We start from the raw sequence: 16,081 nt of genomic DNA on the forward strand, positions 1-16,081 counted from the left end.
CGTGGCCGCGAACGCCGTTCGGCAGGAAACGCTGCAGAACCAGTGGTCCTCGCCAGCCAACGTCAGGTGCGGGGTCGACGGCCCAAGCACGACGGTCATCCCGCACACGGGGTCGGTGACCTGTTCAGGAGACTGCGCAGCGCCGCCGGTCGCCGTCAGCCCCTGCACGCGGATCACCGCGATCACCTCGGCAATGATCGACACGGCGATCTCGGCAGGCGTCTTCGCCCCGATCGGCAACCCGACGGGGGTGTGTACGCGCGCCCGTTCCTCCTCGGTCAGGTCGAGCGCGGCGAGCACCGACGCCCCGCGAACCCGACTGGCCACCATGCCGATGTATCCCACCCCGGCATCCAGCGCGGCGCGGATCAACTCGGCCTCCGGCCCACCATGGCTGGCGATCACCACGGCGGTGGCCTCGGCCAGATCGAGCTCGGCGTCGTCGCCTGCCACGGCGTACCCCAGGCCGCCGCAGAGAGCCACCAGCGCGTCGGCGATCGGTGTGGTCCCACTGATCCTGACCAGAGGCGGAGGTACCTGCGGTACCAGGAAGATCTCCAGCGCCCCGCCGGACAGACACGGATTGACGACGACGCAGGCCCCGGGCGCCTCGGGGAAGTGCACGTCCCCGTCGGGCAGCACCCTCAGCAAGACGCACTCGCCCGCCTGCAGCACTCCCAGCGCGGCCTTGCGCACCGAGTTCTGCGCGCACTGCCCGCCCACGAAGCCCTCGATCGTGCCATCGGACAACAGGATTGCCTCGTCACCGGCATGCGCGGACGTCGGCTGCTGGGCTCGAACGACGGTGGCGTGCACGAATGGCGTCCGATCGCGGACCAATTGGGCCGCGCGCTCGGACATCGTCATCGCCGCACTCATGGTCCCGTTGCCCTTCTCTTCCTCGGAGGCTCGTATCTCGCGCCGCATCGTCGGCGGGCGTTAGATCGGCGGGGTGGCGTTGCCCCGCATGGCCTCCCATACCCGTGACGGGGTCAGCGGCATGTCGGCGTGCCGAACCCCAAACGGCGCCAAGGCATCCACCACCGCATTGACCACGGCAGGCGGCGATCCGACGGTGGCCGACTCCCCCACCCCCTTGGCCCCGATCGGATGATGCGGTGAGGGGGTGACGGTGAACCCCGTCTCGAAGTGCGGCACCTCGACTGCCGTCGGGATCAGGTAGTCCATCAGCGAGCCCCCGAGGCAATTGCCGTCCTCGTCGAAGGCAATCATCTCCATCAACGCCATCCCGATGCCGTCGGTGATGCCGCCGTGCACCTGACCCTCGATGATCATGGGATTGATTCTGGTGCCACAGTCGTCGACGGCGAGGAATCGGCGCACCTTCACGACGGCAGTCCCCGGATCGATGTCGACGACGCAGAAGTATGCCCCGTAGGGATAGGTGAGATTCTCCGGGTTGTAACAGATCTGGGCATCGAGGCCGCCTTCGAGCCCCTCGGGCAGGTCGCCGGCACCATGCGCACGCATGGCGATGTCCTGGATCGTCACCGATGCGCTGGGATCACCCTTGACGTGGAACGAGCCCTTCTCCCACTCCAGGTCCGCGACGCTGGCCTCCAACATCCCGGACGCGATGATCTTGGCCTTGTCCCTGACCTTGCGGGCTACCAGTGCCGCCGCCGCGCCGGACACCGGGGTGGAGCGGCTGCCATAGGTCCCGAGCCCGAACGGAGTCTGGTCGGTGTCACCGTGCACGACGTCGATGTCGTCGGGCGGGATTCCCAGCTCCTCTGCGACGATCTGCGCGAACGTCGTCTCGTGGCCCTGACCCTGGCTCTGAACCGACAGCCGCACCACGGCCTTGCCGGTTGGGTGCACCCGTAGCTCGCAGCCATCGGCCATTCCGAGGCCCAGGATGTCCATGTCCTTGCGGGGGCCTGCGCCCACGGCCTCGGTGAAGAAGGACATCCCGATGCCCATCAGCTCGCCGCGCTCCCGCTTCTGCTTCTGCTCGGCCCGCAGATCGTCATAGCCGATCATGTTCATGGCGAGCCGCATGGTGGTCTCGTAGTCGCCGGAGTCGTACTCCCACCCCGTCTTGGACTTGTAGGGAAACTGGTCGGGCCGCAACAGGTTCCGCAGCCGCAGGTCGGCGGGGTCGAGCTGCATCTCCTGCGCAAGGCAATCCACTAGGCGTTCGACGAAGTAGACCGCCTCGGTGATCCGGAACGAGCAGGCGTAGGCCACCCCGCCCGGCGCCTTGTTGGTGTAGACCGCGGTCATGTGGCAGTAGGCGGCTTCGATGTCGTAGCTTCCGGTGAAGACACCGAAGAAGCCTGCCGGGTACTTCACCGGTGCGGCGGTGCCGTTGAACGCGCCGTGGTCGGCCAGCACGTTGGACCGGATGGCCAGGATCTTGCCGTCCTTCGTCGCTGCGATGTCGCCGACCATGATGTAGTCGCGGGCGAAACCAGTCGAGGTCAGGTTCTCGCTGCGGTCCTCCATCCACTTCACCGGCTTGCCGAGCACCAGTGACCCGACGATGGCGCAGACGTACCCGGGGTAGATCGGCACCTTGTTGCCGAAGCCTCCGCCGATGTCGGGTGAGATGACTCGGATCTTGTGCTCGGGCAGCCCGGCGACAAGGGCGTACAACGTCCGGTGGGCGTGCGGTGCCTGCGTGGTGGACCACAGCGTGAGCTTGCCGCTGACCGGGTCGAGATCGGCCACTGCCCCGCAGGTCTCCATCGGCGCGGGATGCACTCGGGGATAGACGATTTCCTGTGTCACGACGACGTCGGCCCTGGCAAACGCCGCGTCGGTGGCAGCCGCATCGCCGGTCTCCCAGTCGAAGCAGTGATTGTCGGTCTTGCCTTCGAGATCGGTACGGATCACCTCGGCCGACGGATCGAGCGCCGCGCGGGCATCGACCACCGGATCGAGCGGCTCGTAGTCGACGTCGATCAGTTCCAGCGCATCCCTTGCCGAATAGCGGTCCTCGGCGACGACGAACGCCACCTCCTGGCCCTGGAATCGCACCTTGTCGGTGGCGAGCACCGCCTGGACGTCGTTGGACAGGGTGGGCATCCACGCCAACCCCTTCTCGGCAAGGTCAGCACCGGTGACGACGGCCTTCACCTTCGGATGCGCCTGTGCCGCAGACACATCGATGGAGAGGATCCGGGCGTGGGCATACGGCGAGCGGAGGATCGCCAGGTGCAACATGCCGTGCAGGTTGATGTCGTCGACGTAGGTGCCGCGTCCCCGGATGAACCGTGGGTCCTCCTTGCGCAGCATCCGGCCGTGGCCGCACGGCTTCTGGTCGTTGTCGGCGGTGTCCTCCGGCGAGGGTGCGACGGTGGTCATCGATGGACTCCCGCGTCGGAATGCGCTGCGGCCCACTGGATCGAGCGGACGATGGTCGTGTAGCCGGTGCACCGGCAGATCTGACCGGAAATGGCCTCGCGGATCGTGGTCTCGTCGGGGTCGGGATCGCGGTCGAGCAACGCCCTTGCGGTGATCATCATGCCGGGCGTGCAGAAACCACACTGCAGTCCGTGGCACTGCATGAAGCCCTCCTGCACCGGATCCAGCTTGCCATCGACTTCGAGTCCCTCGACGGTGCGGACGTCACGCCCGGCGGCCATCACGGCCAGCATCGTGCAGGACTTCACCGGCTCGCCGTCCACGGACACCACACACGTACCGCAGTTGGACGTGTCGCAGCCCCAGTGCGTGCCGGTCAACCGCAACTCGTCGCGCAGGAAGTGCACGAGCAGCATCCGCGGCTCGACCTCGGCGCTGGCCGACTCGCCGTTCACGGTCATGGTCACCTTCGTCATCGTGGCCTCTAATTTCCTTGGGGGGCTGGGGCATTGCGCACGCGCTGAACCGAGGTGCGGAGCGTGCGGACGGTCAGTTCATCGGCCAGGTGCCGCTTGTAGTCGGCACTGCCACGCATGTCGGACACCGGCTCGCAGGCTTCGGCTGCCAGCCGCCCCGCCGCCACGAAGGTCTCCTCGGTCGCCGGCTTGCCGACCAGCGAGTCGGCCAGTGCGCGCAATGCCTCCGCATCGGGGTTCACCGCGGTCAACCCCACCCGGGCCGAGACGACCGCGCCGTGGGCCTGGTCCAGGGTGACGGCGGAGCCGACTGCGGCGACTGCCCAGTCGCCGACCCGGCGCTCCACCTTCGCATAGGCGTTGGACATGTTGTGCCGAACCGGAATCCGCACTTCGACGAGCATCTCGTTGTGGGCGAGCGAGGTTTCGTAGGGTCCTTCGTGGAACTCGTCGATCGGGATCGACCGTTGACCCGAGGGCCCACGGGCCACGCAGACGGCGTCGAGCACCATGCACACCGTTGTGAGGTCCTCGGCGGGATCGGCCTGACACAGGGAACCGCCGACGGTGCCGCGGTTGCGCACCACCGGGTCGGCGATCACCCGCTCCGCGTCGGCGAAGATCGGACATACCGCCGCGAGGCCCTCGTGCTCCAGTACCTCGCGATGCCGGGTCATGGCGCCGAGACGCACCAGCGTGGGCTCGTCGTGCACGTAGCCGAGCTCGGACGCGAGGTCGTTGATGTCGATCAGGTACTCGGGATTGGCGATCCGGAGCTTCATCATCGGCAGCAGACTGTGGCCGCCCGCGACGATCAGCGCGCCGTCGCCCAGTCGGTCCAGCAGGCCGACGGCGTGGTCGACACTGGTGGCCCGCTCGTACTCGAAGGGTCCAGGTACCTGCATGTGACGGGCCTCACATCCGTCGAAGGGAAGCCCAGTGTCGGCCGATCCGACTAGCCCGTCAATACCGAGTTAAGGAATCGCTTAACTCGCTCCACGACGCCATGCGTACGCTCGATTCGTGACACCGGCTCAGCTTCGCGCCTACTCGGCAGTGGTGAGACTCGGTTCGGTGCACTCCGCCGCCGAGGAACTCGGCATGTCCGATGCCGGCGTCTCGATGCACGTGGCGCAACTGCGCAAGGAGCTCGACGACCAGCTGTTCACCAGAACCGGGGCCGGCTTGGCCTTCACCCCCGGCGGGTTGCGACTGGCCAGTCGGGCCGTGGAGATACTCGGTCTACAACAGCAGACGGCGATCGAGGTGACCGAGGCCGCACACGGCAGACGGCTGCTGCGCATCGCGGCATCGAGCGCCTTCGCCGAGCATGCGGCACCCGGGCTCATCGAGTTGTTCTCGTCGCGAGCCGACGACCTCTCAGTCGAGCTCAGCGTCCATCCGGCGAGTCGGTTCAGGTACCTCATCGAGTCCCGAGCGGTCGACGTCGCACTGGGCCCCGTGGGCGACGGCGTCTCCGAGGCGGATGGCACCATCGCCGTTCGACCGTTCCTCAAGTATCAGATCATCGCCGCGGCGGCGCCGGACAGCCCACTCGCGACGGGCACCCCCACCCCTGGGCTGCTGCGTGATCAGCAGTGGATGCTCGGGCCGTCGGCGGGCAGTGTCGACGGTGAAATCGGCACCATGCTAAGGAAATTGGCCATCCCAGAGTCCCAACAACGAATCTTCCAGAGCGATGCCGCCGCATGCGAGGAGGTCCAGCGCGTCGGCGGGATCACTCTGACCATCGGTTTCGCGGTGGCCAAGGACCTGTCCGCAGCACGCCTGGTCCACATCAAGGGACCGGGTCTGCAGGCGTCCGGCGAATGGTCGGCGGCCACGCTCCCGCCCGCGTCGCGGCAGCCGGCGGTGTCCGAGCTGGTCCGGTTCATCACCACACCGCGCTGCACCCAGGCGATGATCCGCGGGTCCGGTGTCGGCGTAACCCGGTTCCGGCCCAAGATTCACGTCACCCTGTGGAGTTGACCCGGTCGGCTACTGCGGCACTTCCAACGCCCTGATCAGAGTGGCTGCGTCGTAAGGCCCTTCGTGACGCCGACCGTTGACGAAGAAGGTGGGTGTCGAGTTGAGGTCCATCTCCTCGGCGTCCTGCGCGTCGTCTTGAACCCGGTGCAGCGCCTTGGCGGCATGCAGGTCCTGGTCGAACCGCTCGATGTCGAGACCGACGCCGTCGGCGTACCGGTAGATGTGCTCCCACTCCAGATAGTCCTGGAACTCGAACATCCTGGCGGCCATCTCGAAGAACCTGCCCTGCATGGCGGCCGCCTCGCTGGCCCTTGCCGCGTCCACCGCGCGGGGGTGGGCGCGCTCCAGCGGGAGATGCCGCCACACGTAACGCAACTCGTCACCGAAGTACTCGAGCACCTCGTCGATCGAGCCTGTCGCCCTGCTGCAGAACGGGCACTCGAAGTCACCGTACTCGACCAGCGTGAGACGCGCATTCGGGTTACCCCGGATGTGGTCGCGGTCCGCGTCGACCTCGCGAATCAGCGTCGCGCCCACCGCAACCGGAGGACTCAGGGCGTCGGTGATCCGGAAGATTGCCCAGCCGAGCGCCAGCGCCAGCACCGAGGCGGCGAGCACACCGACGCGGGCCTGCTCCTGCTTCGTGGGATCGTCGATGGCCAGGTCGATGATGAACAGCGAGATGGTGAACCCGATTCCGGACAGCGCGGCGCCACCCGCGACGCGCCTCATCGTCATGCCAGGCGCGAGTTGGCCGACGCCGGTCGCCCTGACCAACGCCGTCGCGCCGGTGATTCCGATGAACTTGCCGACGACGAGGCCCGCGATGACACCCCACGTCAGCGGCGAACGCATCGCGTCCGTCAACGCGTCCGACCCCAGCGCAACCCCCGCGTTCGCCAACGCGAACAGGGGAAGCACGACGAACGACACGTACGGCCCGAAACCGGTCTGCAGCCGCTCGTTGATCGAGATGGAGTCGCGGAGACTACGGGACGCCGCACGGGCGTACTCGGAGTTCGGCGACTGCCGGAAGGCGCGTATCACCTCGGCGGCTTCCTCGACCCGCCCACGATCCGGGGTGAACACCGGGATCAGCAGCGCCACTGCGACTCCGGCCAGCGTCGGGTGCACCCCAGCGAGGAACAGCGCCAGCCACAGCGCGAAGGCCAGGACCGAATATGCGGGCCCACGACCAGCGGGCAGCAGCCGCACCGCAGCGATGCCCGCGATGAGCACCAGCGCGATCATCAGCGGCATGACGCTCACGTGGTCGGAGTAGAACAACGCGATGGCGAGCAGCGCTCCGACGTCGTCGACGACGGCGAGGGTGAGCAGGAAGGTCCGCAACCGCGTCGGGCAGGTCGGACCGACGATCGCCAGCGCTCCGACCAGGAACGCCGTGTCGGTCGAGATCACCACACCCCACGCCCGGGCGTCGTCGCCGGATGGGTTCAGCGCCAGGAACACGACGGCGGGCACGATCAGTCCTGCCAGTGCCGCGATCACCGGCACCGCGGCGCGAGCGCGGTCCGTCAGCTCACCGATCGTGAACTGGCTCTTGACCTCCAGCCCGACGATGAAGAAGAAGAACGTCATCAGACCGTCGTTGACGAGGTGCTTGACGCTGAGCTCGGCGTGGTGGTCACCGAACCGCAGGCCGATCTCGGTGTTCCAGAGGTCCGAATAGCTCTGCGCCCACGGTGAGTTCGCCCACACGATCGCGATGACCGTGAAGGCCAGCAGCAAGCCGGCAGCGGTGTTCTCGCCGCTCTTGGCCGCCGTGGGGTCGCGGCCGAACCTGCTGGGACCGCGACGCTCCGCACTCCGGGCGTCATTCGAGTTGGCTTGGGTGACGTCGGCGTCCGGGCTGGATTCCGTCACGGCCGGGCATGCTCCGCAAAGGCGTCGAGCAGATCGGGCTGATCCACGGCGCTAGGGGTGAGGACGTCGGCGGGCTTGGCGCCCAACAGGATTCGCTTGATCGGAATTTCGAGCCGCTTGCCGGTCATGGTGCGTGGGATGCCGGGTACCACGATGACGTCGTCGGGGACGTGCCGCGGGGAGGCGCCATCGCGGATGGCCTCCACGATGCGCGCCCGCAAACCGTCGTCGAATTCGACGTCGTCGGCCAGCGCGACGAACAGCGGCATCCAGTAGCCACCATCGTCCCGCTCCACCCCGACCACCAGGCAGTCCCGCACCTCGGTCATGCCCTCGACGGCGTCATAGATCTCCGCACTGCCCATCCGGACGCCGCCCCGGTTCAGGGTCGCATCCGAACGACCGTGCACCACAACGGAATTCCTATCGGTGATGGTGATCCAGTCGCCGTGACACCACACGCCGGGGTACTTCTCGAAGTAGGCGCTGCGGTACTTCTCCCCGCCTTCGTCGTTCCAGAAGAACACGGGCATCGACGGCATGGGCCTGGTGACCACCAGCTCACCCGGCTCCTCGGTGACGGGCCGACCGCCTTCACCCCATGCTTCGGCGGCGACGCCGAGACAGATCACGTTGAGCTCCCCCGGCACGATCGGCACCAGCGGCGAGGCGCCGATGAACGCCGTGACCACGTCCGTGCCACCACTCATCGACACGACGGGAACTGGCCGACCAAGACCTTCCTGCAGCCAACGGAAACCACTGGCGGGCAACGGCGAACCCGTGGAACCCACCGCCCGCAACGCCTGCAGCGGGTAGTCGCGTCCCGGGCGCAGGTCCTCCTTCGCGCACGCCAACCAGTAGCCAGCTCCGGCACCGACGACGGTGACGCCGTGCTCGGCCACCACCTGCCACAGGTAGTCGGTACGACCGAAGGTGGGGCTGCCGTCGTACAGCACGATGGTCGAACCGACGAGCAGCCCCGACACCAGGAGGTTCCACATCATCCAGCTGGTGCTCGACTGCCAGAGGTAACGGTCCTCCGGCTTCAGGTCCAGTTGCAGGTTCAGGTATTTCAGGTGTTCGAGCGTGACGCCGCCGTGCCCGTGCACGATGCCCTTCGGCGTGCCCGTGGTGCCCGACGAGAACAGCACCCACAACGGGTGGTCGAACGGGACGGCGACGACGTCGAGTTCCGCGTCGGCGCCCTGCTCGAGAACCTCCGCCCAGCTGGTCGCGTCCTCGACCGGCTCTCCGAGCCGCGGCACCACCACCGTCGCCTTCAACGTCGGCAACTGGCTGCGGATCCGGGCCAGCTCGTCGTGGCGAGGGCGGCGCTTGCCCGCATACACCGACCCGTCGCTGGCGACCAGCACGGTGGGCTCCAACTGCCCGAGCCGCGCGACGACACCGGGAACCGCGACGTCCTGGTTGCACACCGCCCACGTGGCACCGACGCTGGCGGCGCCGAGGAACGCAACCACGGCCTCGCCGATGTTGGGCAGGTAGCCGACCACCCGGTCCCCCTTGCCGACGCCGACGCTGCGCAGGTACGCCGCGAACGCCGAGGTCTCCTCCCGCAGCCGGGCCCACGACCATTCGGTTGCGCCGTCCTCACCGGCCACCACCATCGCGGGCCGCTGTTCGGTCGAGCGCCGGAAGATCTCGGTGACGTAGTTCAGCGTGGCGCCCGGAAACCATTGGGCGCCAGGCATTTCAGCGTCGGTCAGCACGGCCGTCGGTTCGGTCTCCGCGTGGATGTCGAAGAAGTGCCACACCGCGTCCCAGAACCACTCGACGTCGCGCACCGAGGCCTGCCACAGGTCGTGGTAGCCGGCGAACTCACCGCGCTCCGTGTCCCGTAGCCAGGACAGGAACCGGGTGACGGTGGCGTCGTCGACGGTGCCCTGATCGGGGGTCCAGCCGCCCGACAGCTCGTCCGCGGCGGTCATTCGGCGCCGCCCTCCTCCCGGGGCCCTGGCTCGGGTTCCGGCTCGGGTTTCGGTTCTGGGGCCGGCCCTGGGTCGGGTTCGGGCTTGGGCTCGTCGGTGACCGAGTGCGCGGCCTCCATCAGCATCCACCCCGACAGCTGCACCGACATGTCCCGCTCCGGGATCTCGGAGGCATTGACCGCGCCCTCGACGAACTCCGCGTCCTTGCCATCCGCCGTCGGCAGAGCCGCGCTGCGGTCCCAGGACGCCCCGAAGAGCGGCAACCCGTCGACGGTCTGGCGGTGGTCCCACGCTGACTGCGCCGACTTGAGCACCAGGTCCTTGGCGGTGGCGCGCGCGGCGGCGTCCTTTTCACCGTCCCCCGGCAACAGGGTCGCGACCAGCGCGAGATAGCGCGCGAGAACGCCGTTGAACAGCCCGCCGTCACCGCCGCCCGCGCCCTTGATGACGCCGTCGGCCGCCATGTTGTCGCGGACCGCGTCGACGAGGCGGTGCACCCGTTCGGCGTGACGGGCGTCTTCCGTGCGGGCGGCGAGCTCGGTCTCCAACCCGAGGACCACGCCCTGGCAGTAGGTGTACTGCGCCCGCACCAGCGACCCGCCCTTGATGCCGTCGAACACCAGCTGCGACTCCGGGTCGACCAGGGTTTCATCGATCCAGTCGGCCATTTGTTGCGCCCGCCGGAGCCGGTCGTAGCGGGCGAGGAAGATGCCGGCGGGGCCGTTGGCGGGAGCGTTGAAGAATTGGTCCTGCTTGCGCCACGGGATGCCGCCGCCGTCTTCGGGCACCCACGAGTTCAGGAACTGCTCGGCGAGTGTGTCGGTGGCCTTGGGCCGCTCGACGCCCGCGACGCTGCCTGCGCGTTCCAGCGCGAGCGCCAGCCACGCCATGTCGTCGTAGTAGTCGTTGGTCCACCTCCAGGTATTGCGCCAATGGTGGCCGCGGATCTGGCGTTCGATCGTCGTCTTGCGCTCGGGCTGTGGATCGCGCGCCTGCGCGTCGACCAGGCAGTCCAGCAGATGCGCCTGCCACCAGTAGTGCCAGATGCCGAACGACAGGGCCTTCTTCGCGGGTGGCCAGGCGACGACGCCGAGCTGAGTCCCCGGCAGGCGCCACAGCTTCCGGTAGTGCCGCTTGGCGATCGCGGCCTCCGCGCTGGCCGCACGGTTGGCCCATAGCTGATCCATTGATTCTTCCCGTCGCTTCGCTCGCCTGGTGGTGTCGATCCTGCCCTACCAGGCGCGTGAAGTGTCGGCATGCGCCGCGATCCACGCGTGCATCGCGATACCGGCGGCGACCGCGGCATTGATGCTGCGCGTGGAGCCGAACTGGGCGATCGACACGGTCTTCACCGCGCCCGCGCGGGCGTCGTCGGTGATGCCGGGACCCTCCTGACCGAAGATCATCAGGCAGTTCCGCGGCAACGTCGTGTGCTCGAGCCGCACGGACCCGGGGACGTTGTCGACGGCGATGACCTCCAGGCCCTCGGCGGACGCGAACTCGAGCAGTTCCGCGGTGCTGTCGTGGTGACGGAGCCGCTGATAACGATCGGTGACCATGGCGCCCCGACGATTCCAGCGGCGGCGCCCCACGATGTGCACGGTGTCGACGGCGAACGCGTTCGCCGCGCGGACCACCCCGCCGATGTTCGAGTCGTTGCCGAAGTTCTCGATCGCGACGTGCAGCGGATGCCGTCGTCGATCGATGTCGGCGATGATCGCCTCGCGGGTCCAGTAGCGATAGGCGTCGACGACGTTGCGGGTGTCGCCGTCGCGCAACAGGTCCCGGTCGTAGCGGGGATCGTCGGGCGGCGCGCTGCCGTGTTCGGCCGTCCACGGACCGACGCCGGGCGCGGTCGTCCACTCGGTGGGGCCGGGGCCTGGCTCTGGATCAGTCACCGCGGGTCCACAGCGCAGCGTGGGTGCCGACGACGGACACCGTGGGGTATAGCAACGCAGCGGTCATGTCACCCTGCGTGCAGAGCGACGCACGAACGGCGACCGCGTCCAACGACGCGTCGGGCAACACCAGCAGCGAGGCCCCGTACACCGTGCAGGCATAGGACAGACCCTTGCCGGGCAGGGTCGGCGCGACCAGGATCATCATCGGACCGCCGCGGGCAATCGCGTCGTCCCGGTATCGGGCGGCGAGACCGGTGATCTCGAGGCCGAGCAGCATGTAGCCGTTGCCCTTGAACGCCGTCGGATCGCCGAGCACGGTCTGCTGCAGCTGCGCCCCGGTCTGGTCGAAGGCGTCGACGCTCGTGGTCTTGAGCACCAGACCGGTGTCGGTGTCGGGGGTCGCGGGCAGACCGACGGGGAAGGACGCCGCATAGGCCACGGTGCTGCCTGCGATCCTGTCGCGCGGCGAGTAGGCGTAGACACCACGCACCTGGGCCTGATCCCGCAATGGGCCCAAACACACTGTGCCGGACAGCTTTTCGGGGCTCGGCGCCGAAGCGGGCCGCAGGTCCAGGCTGGTCACGCCGTCGCAGCCGCCGATCGCGTAGCTCTCGATGGGATGAGCCAGGGCGCCGTAGAGGCCGAACCTCAGGGTGTCGGCCCCGGCGTGGTCTGCCCCGGACTTGGCCGCCGCCGCATCGACGTCGACCAGCACGTAGTCGCCGTCGAACCGCAGGTTGGACACCGAGACGTTCCAGCCGACCACGGCAAGCGATTCGCCGATCTTGGCGCCCTGCGTCCCGTACGGGCTCTGCTCGGCGTCATCCGAACACGACACCAGAGCGGCTGCGGTGACGAACGTCAGCAGCAGCGCGACTAGTGCGCGCACTCAGGTCCGCCCACGGCTGAGGCTCATCACGTCCGCCCGCGGCCGCGGCCAACGGCTCGCGTCATGGCGCGCACCAGGTTTCGCGGCACGATCCGGCCACCCGTCGTCAGCACCTTGTACTGCAGCCCCGGCACGATGACGACCTGCCCCTTGGCCACGTCGGCGAGGCAGTCACGCACGACGTCGCCGACGTCCAGCCAGAACAGGGACGGGGTGCCCGCCATGTCGATGCCCGCGCGTTCGTGGAATTCCGTGCGAACGAAGCCGGGGCACAGTGCGTGCACGCCCACGCCCGTCCCGATGAGTCCGTTGGCCAGGCCCTCCGAGAACGAGATCACCCACGCCTTGGACGCCGAGTAGGTCGAGCCGCGACCTGGCAGCATCCCCGCGACGCTGGCCACGTTGATGACCGTCCCCGCACCCTCGGCCAGCATCGACGGCAGCGCGGCATGTGTCAGCTGCATGACGGCGGTGACGTTGACGTCGAGCTGGGCCTGGAGGACGGTCAGGTCGGCGCTCCAGAATTCGCCGGAGGTACCGAATCCGGCGTTGTTCACCAGGATTCGCACCCCGGAGCTCAGTCGGTCGGCGACCTTCGCGCGGTCGGCGGGGTTGGCGAGGTCGGCGGGCAACACCTCGACGTTGGCGCCTGCCTCGTCGTGCAGTTCCGCGGCGAGGCGTTCGAGGCGCTCGACGTCGCGGGCGACCAGCACCAGGTCATGACCGTCGATGGCGTAGCGGCGGGCAAAACCCATCCCGAGGCCGGACGTCGGTCCGGTGATCAGTGCGACGGGGCGTGACATGCCGACAGGTTACGCGGCAGCCCTGGCGGGCCGACCGGGGCTCAGCGCTGGTAGTGCGGCGACTGGCGTCCGTTGCGAACCGGAGGCCGTTGCTGGGTGTAGTGACCCACGTCGCCGCGGGCTGGCGGAGCGTCGCTGCGGCCCGCGGGCAGTTCGGCGGGCCGAGTGGCCAACGGGCGGCTTGGCGATCCACCGCGCCGAGCCACTGCCTGGGCCGTGACGCCGTTCTGCCCGGGCTGCGGGATCGGCGGGAGCACCCGCAGAAGGTCGTTGAACTGGCGCACGGTGAGCAGTCCCTCGTCCCACTGCGCGCGGGTACTGCCGATGGGCATGCTGACGAGCGTCCAGTGCTGCTCGTTCCACATGATCTCGGCGCAGTCCGGCGCGGCGTGCGCGAAGGTCACCATGCGCCGGTCGCATGCGCGGCGGGCAGCGTCGAGGTTCGTGGAGTACACCATCCGCGGCCCGATGGCGCCGAGGAGCCAGATGTCGCTTTCGCGGGGTTCCTTGATGTCCTTGAGCCTGACGTCGACGACGACGTTGGTGCCCACCTTGCGGTGCAGGGCGATCACGGTGGCGACGTCTTCGAGGTCGAAGATGAAGACAGCCTCGCCGCGGATCTGCCCGAGGACGACGTTCTTGGCGGCGACGTCGCCAACCGTCGACATCACGCCGCGCTTCCAGCGCTTCACGATCTCGGTGGACTCGTGCTCGTAGTCGAAGCCGTGCGACTTGGCCCACGACTTGCGGCGCCGACCCAGTCCACGCCGTTTGTCGAGGTCCACGTACAACAAGACACCCGCACCCACGAAACAGAGTGCGGACAGCGTGAACCAGAGCGGGACCATTGCGCCCTAGCCTACTGGTTGGTGCGGGTTTCGCCCGAACTCGAATGGATCACAACCCGGTCTCATACGGCCGGTGTCACTCACTGCCCCCGGCCCGTGCGGCCCTGGAGGCGGTCGATCATCTCCGAGGCCTGGGCCTTCGACAGGTCGTCGGGAATCTCCTCCCCCGCCTCCTGGGCGAGAGTGCCGAGATAACTGCGCTGTGGACCGGTCATCGGCTCGTCGCCGGTGACCCAGTCGGAGGGATCCTTCTCGGGGTTTTCCTGCGGGGCGCGGACGGATTCTTCGCTCATACGGGTCGTATGCCCCATGTCTTCGCGACTCATGCATCGGATGCGAACATTTGTGCGACGGATTGCCCTTCGTCGAGGTGGGCACACTAGGCGCATGAGCGACCTCTCTGGCAAGGCCTTCCTGGTCGTCGGCGCCACCGGGGCCCTCGGCTCGCGCATCGCAGGCGAGCTGGGCGACCGTGGCGCAAACGTGACGATCACCGGGCGTTCGGAGGACATGCTCGCCGGCCTCGGGATCGATGGCGCCCACGCGGTGCCCGCCGACCTGCGGGAGCCCGACGCGGCGCGATCGCTGGTGGCGGCCGCCGTCGAACGGCACGGACGACTCGACGGAATCGTCATCGCCGCGGGAGTCGTCGCCTTCGGCCCGGTCGTCGACATCGACGACGACACCGTCGACGACCTTCTCCTCGTCGACTTCCTGGCGCCGCTTCGGCTGATCCGTGCGGCGCTGCCCGTCTTGGAGCCGGGCGGGGTGATCCTCGGCATCAGTGCCGTGGTGGCCGAGAAGCCGCTGCCGAACATGGCCGTCTACTCAGCAGCCAAGGCCGCGACGGCCGCTCTGTTCACGGCGGTGCGCGGCGAGGCACGCCGCCGCAAGATCCGCGTCGTCGACGTCCGTCCGCCGCACACCGAGACCGGTCTGGCTGGTCGCGCGATCGCCGGGGCATCGCCGCGGCTGCCGACCGGGCTCGATCCGGACGCGGTCGCGGCGCGGATCGTCGAGGCGCTGCTCGGCGACGAGACCGAGGTCGCAAGCGACGCCTTCCACTAGCGCGGACAGACCGCATGCGGCTACGCAAGAGCCCCTGAATCGCCAACCGCGATTCAGGGGCTCTAGCGTCTGCCTGCCGGGCGCCTAGCCCAGGACGAGGCCGTCACCGTCGGGGGTGACGTTCACCGGGACCACGTCACCGTCGAACACCTCGCCTGCCAACAACATCTTGGCCAGCTGGTCGCCGATGGCCTGCTGCACCAGCCGACGCAGCGGACGCGCCCCGTAGAGCGGGTCGAAGCCGCGATCGGCCAGCCACGTCTTCGCGGGCAGCGACACCTCCAGCTGCAGCCGACGCTGAGCCAGCCGCCTCTGCAACTGCGCCAGCTGAATGTCGACGATCCGGACCAACTCATCGGGCTGCAACGAGTCGAACAGCAGCACGTCGTCGAGCCGGTTGATGAACTCCGGCTTGAACGCCGCGCGCACGGCCGCCATGACCTGCTCCTCACTGCCACCCGCGCCCAGGTTGGACGTCAGGATGAGGATGGTGTTGCGGAAGTCGACGGTACGACCCTGCCCGTCGGTCAGCCTGCCCTCGTCGAGCACGGCCAGCAGCACGTCGAATACGTCCGGATGGGCCTTCTCGACCTCGTCGAACAGCACCACCGTGTACGGGCGGCGCCGCACCGCCTCGGTCAGCTGACCGCCCTGGTCGTAGCCGATGTAGCCCGGAGGCGCACCGACGAGGCGCGCGACGGAGTGCTTCTCGCCGTACTCGCTCATGTCGATGCGAACCATCGCCCGCTCGTCGTCGAACAGGAAGTCCGCCAACGCCTTGGCCAGCTCGGTCTTGCCGACGCCCGTGGGTCCGAGGAACAGGAACGAGCCGGTGGGCCGGTTCGGATCGGCGACGCCTGCCCGGCTCCGCCGGACCGCATCGGACACCGCTTGGACGGCAGCTTTCTGGCCGACGACCCGCTTGCCGAGTTCGTCCTCCA

14 protein-coding genes and 1 pseudogene are annotated in these 16,081 nt (G+C 68.4%); 2 read left to right on the top strand and 13 right to left on the bottom strand.

What is annotated here, in order from left to right:
• Positions 1-159: 159 nt before the first annotated feature.
• The 4 genes and pseudogenes from ABW137_RS14815 to ABW137_RS14830 all read right to left on the bottom strand — a co-directional run.
• A pseudogene (locus ABW137_RS14815) lies at positions 160-867 on the bottom strand (XdhC family protein); the annotation flags it as partial.
• 72 nt (positions 868-939) lie between these two features.
• On the bottom strand, positions 940-3,330 hold the full coding sequence (locus ABW137_RS14820) for an aerobic carbon-monoxide dehydrogenase large subunit (RefSeq protein ID WP_526401180.1): 2,391 nt from the start codon (positions 3,328-3,330) through the stop codon (positions 940-942).
• Positions 3,327-3,806, bottom strand: coding sequence for a (2Fe-2S)-binding protein (locus tag ABW137_RS14825; RefSeq protein ID WP_526401182.1), 480 nt, complete (start codon positions 3,804-3,806; stop codon positions 3,327-3,329). Before ABW137_RS14825 ends, ABW137_RS14820 begins: the two co-directional genes overlap by 4 nt.
• A gap of 8 nt (positions 3,807-3,814) precedes the next feature.
• Positions 3,815-4,711, bottom strand: a complete 897-nt coding sequence (locus ABW137_RS14830) for an FAD binding domain-containing protein (protein WP_526401184.1) — start codon at positions 4,709-4,711, stop codon at positions 3,815-3,817.
• Positions 4,712-4,829: 118 nt separating this feature from the next.
• On the opposite strand from ABW137_RS14830, the gene ABW137_RS14835 reads away from it, so the two are divergent.
• Positions 4,830-5,795 carry a LysR family transcriptional regulator gene (locus ABW137_RS14835; protein WP_526401186.1) on the top strand — a complete coding sequence of 322 codons (966 nt, stop codon included), beginning with the start codon at positions 4,830-4,832 and terminating at the stop codon, positions 5,793-5,795.
• 9 nt (positions 5,796-5,804) lie between these two features.
• Here the strand turns inward: ABW137_RS14835 and nhaA are convergent, their stop codons facing one another.
• The 8 genes from nhaA to ABW137_RS14875 form a co-directional block, all read right to left on the bottom strand.
• Positions 5,805-7,679 carry a Na+/H+ antiporter NhaA gene (nhaA, locus tag ABW137_RS14840; protein WP_526401188.1) on the bottom strand — a complete coding sequence of 625 codons (1,875 nt, stop codon included), beginning with the start codon at positions 7,677-7,679 and terminating at the stop codon, positions 5,805-5,807.
• Positions 7,676-9,631 carry an acetoacetate--CoA ligase gene (locus tag ABW137_RS14845; protein ID WP_526401190.1) on the bottom strand — a complete coding sequence of 652 codons (1,956 nt, stop codon included), beginning with the start codon at positions 9,629-9,631 and terminating at the stop codon, positions 7,676-7,678. The genes nhaA and ABW137_RS14845 overlap by 4 nt, the downstream gene beginning before the upstream one ends.
• On the bottom strand, positions 9,628-10,818 hold the full coding sequence (locus ABW137_RS14850) for a glycoside hydrolase family 76 protein (RefSeq protein WP_526401192.1): 1,191 nt from the start codon (positions 10,816-10,818) through the stop codon (positions 9,628-9,630). The genes ABW137_RS14845 and ABW137_RS14850 overlap by 4 nt, the downstream gene beginning before the upstream one ends.
• A gap of 45 nt (positions 10,819-10,863) precedes the next feature.
• Positions 10,864-11,529, bottom strand: a complete 666-nt coding sequence (locus tag ABW137_RS14855) for a TrmH family RNA methyltransferase (RefSeq protein ID WP_526401194.1) — start codon at positions 11,527-11,529, stop codon at positions 10,864-10,866.
• Positions 11,522-12,421: a hypothetical protein gene (locus ABW137_RS14860; RefSeq protein ID WP_526401196.1), complete on the bottom strand. Its 900-nt coding sequence runs from the start codon at positions 12,419-12,421 to the stop codon at positions 11,522-11,524. The genes ABW137_RS14855 and ABW137_RS14860 overlap by 8 nt, the downstream gene beginning before the upstream one ends.
• Before the next feature lie 26 nt (positions 12,422-12,447).
• A complete protein-coding gene (locus tag ABW137_RS14865; RefSeq protein WP_526401198.1) occupies positions 12,448-13,224 on the bottom strand; it encodes an SDR family NAD(P)-dependent oxidoreductase in 777 nt (258 codons plus the stop codon).
• Positions 13,225-13,265: 41 nt separating this feature from the next.
• Complete coding sequence (gene ttfA / locus ABW137_RS14870) at positions 13,266-14,072, bottom strand: trehalose monomycolate transport factor TtfA (protein WP_526401200.1); 807 nt, start codon at positions 14,070-14,072, stop codon at positions 13,266-13,268.
• Between the two features lie 80 nt (positions 14,073-14,152).
• Positions 14,153-14,365: a DUF3072 domain-containing protein gene (locus tag ABW137_RS14875; protein WP_526401202.1), complete on the bottom strand. Its 213-nt coding sequence runs from the start codon at positions 14,363-14,365 to the stop codon at positions 14,153-14,155.
• A gap of 94 nt (positions 14,366-14,459) precedes the next feature.
• Between ABW137_RS14875 and ABW137_RS14880 the strand changes: the two genes are divergently transcribed.
• A complete protein-coding gene (locus tag ABW137_RS14880) occupies positions 14,460-15,140 on the top strand; it encodes an SDR family NAD(P)-dependent oxidoreductase (RefSeq protein WP_526401204.1) in 681 nt (226 codons plus the stop codon).
• A gap of 84 nt (positions 15,141-15,224) precedes the next feature.
• Here the strand turns inward: ABW137_RS14880 and ABW137_RS14885 are convergent.
• Positions 15,225-16,081, bottom strand: an 857-nt coding sequence (locus tag ABW137_RS14885; RefSeq protein WP_526401206.1) for an AAA family ATPase, incomplete at its 5' end; no start/stop codon positions are given.

The sequence above is a fragment of the Mycobacterium sp. genome, from assembly GCF_040509115.1.
Taxonomy (GTDB): Bacteria; Actinomycetota; Actinomycetes; order Mycobacteriales; family Mycobacteriaceae; genus Mycobacterium.

Bases quoted from the DNA above. Each gene is read 5' to 3' on its own strand.
- ABW137_RS14865 (WP_526401198.1), bottom strand. From the start codon at position 13,224: ATGTCACGCCCCGTCGCACTGATCACCGGACCGACGTCCGGCCTCGGG.
- ABW137_RS14850 (WP_526401192.1), bottom strand. From the start codon at position 10,818: ATGGATCAGCTATGGGCCAACCGTGCGGCCAGCGCGGAGGCCGCGATC.
- ABW137_RS14845 (WP_526401190.1), bottom strand. From the start codon at position 9,631: ATGACCGCCGCGGACGAGCTGTCGGGCGGCTGGACCCCCGATCAGGGC.
- ABW137_RS14820 (WP_526401180.1), bottom strand. From the start codon at position 3,330: ATGACCACCGTCGCACCCTCGCCGGAGGACACCGCCGACAACGACCAG.
- ABW137_RS14825 (WP_526401182.1), bottom strand. From the start codon at position 3,806: ATGACGAAGGTGACCATGACCGTGAACGGCGAGTCGGCCAGCGCCGAG.
- ABW137_RS14875 (WP_526401202.1), bottom strand. From the start codon at position 14,365: ATGAGCGAAGAATCCGTCCGCGCCCCGCAGGAAAACCCCGAGAAGGAT.
- ABW137_RS14830 (WP_526401184.1), bottom strand. From the start codon at position 4,711: ATGCAGGTACCTGGACCCTTCGAGTACGAGCGGGCCACCAGTGTCGAC.
- ttfA (WP_526401200.1), bottom strand. From the start codon at position 14,072: ATGGTCCCGCTCTGGTTCACGCTGTCCGCACTCTGTTTCGTGGGTGCG.
- ABW137_RS14880 (WP_526401204.1), top strand. From the start codon at position 14,460: ATGAGCGACCTCTCTGGCAAGGCCTTCCTGGTCGTCGGCGCCACCGGG.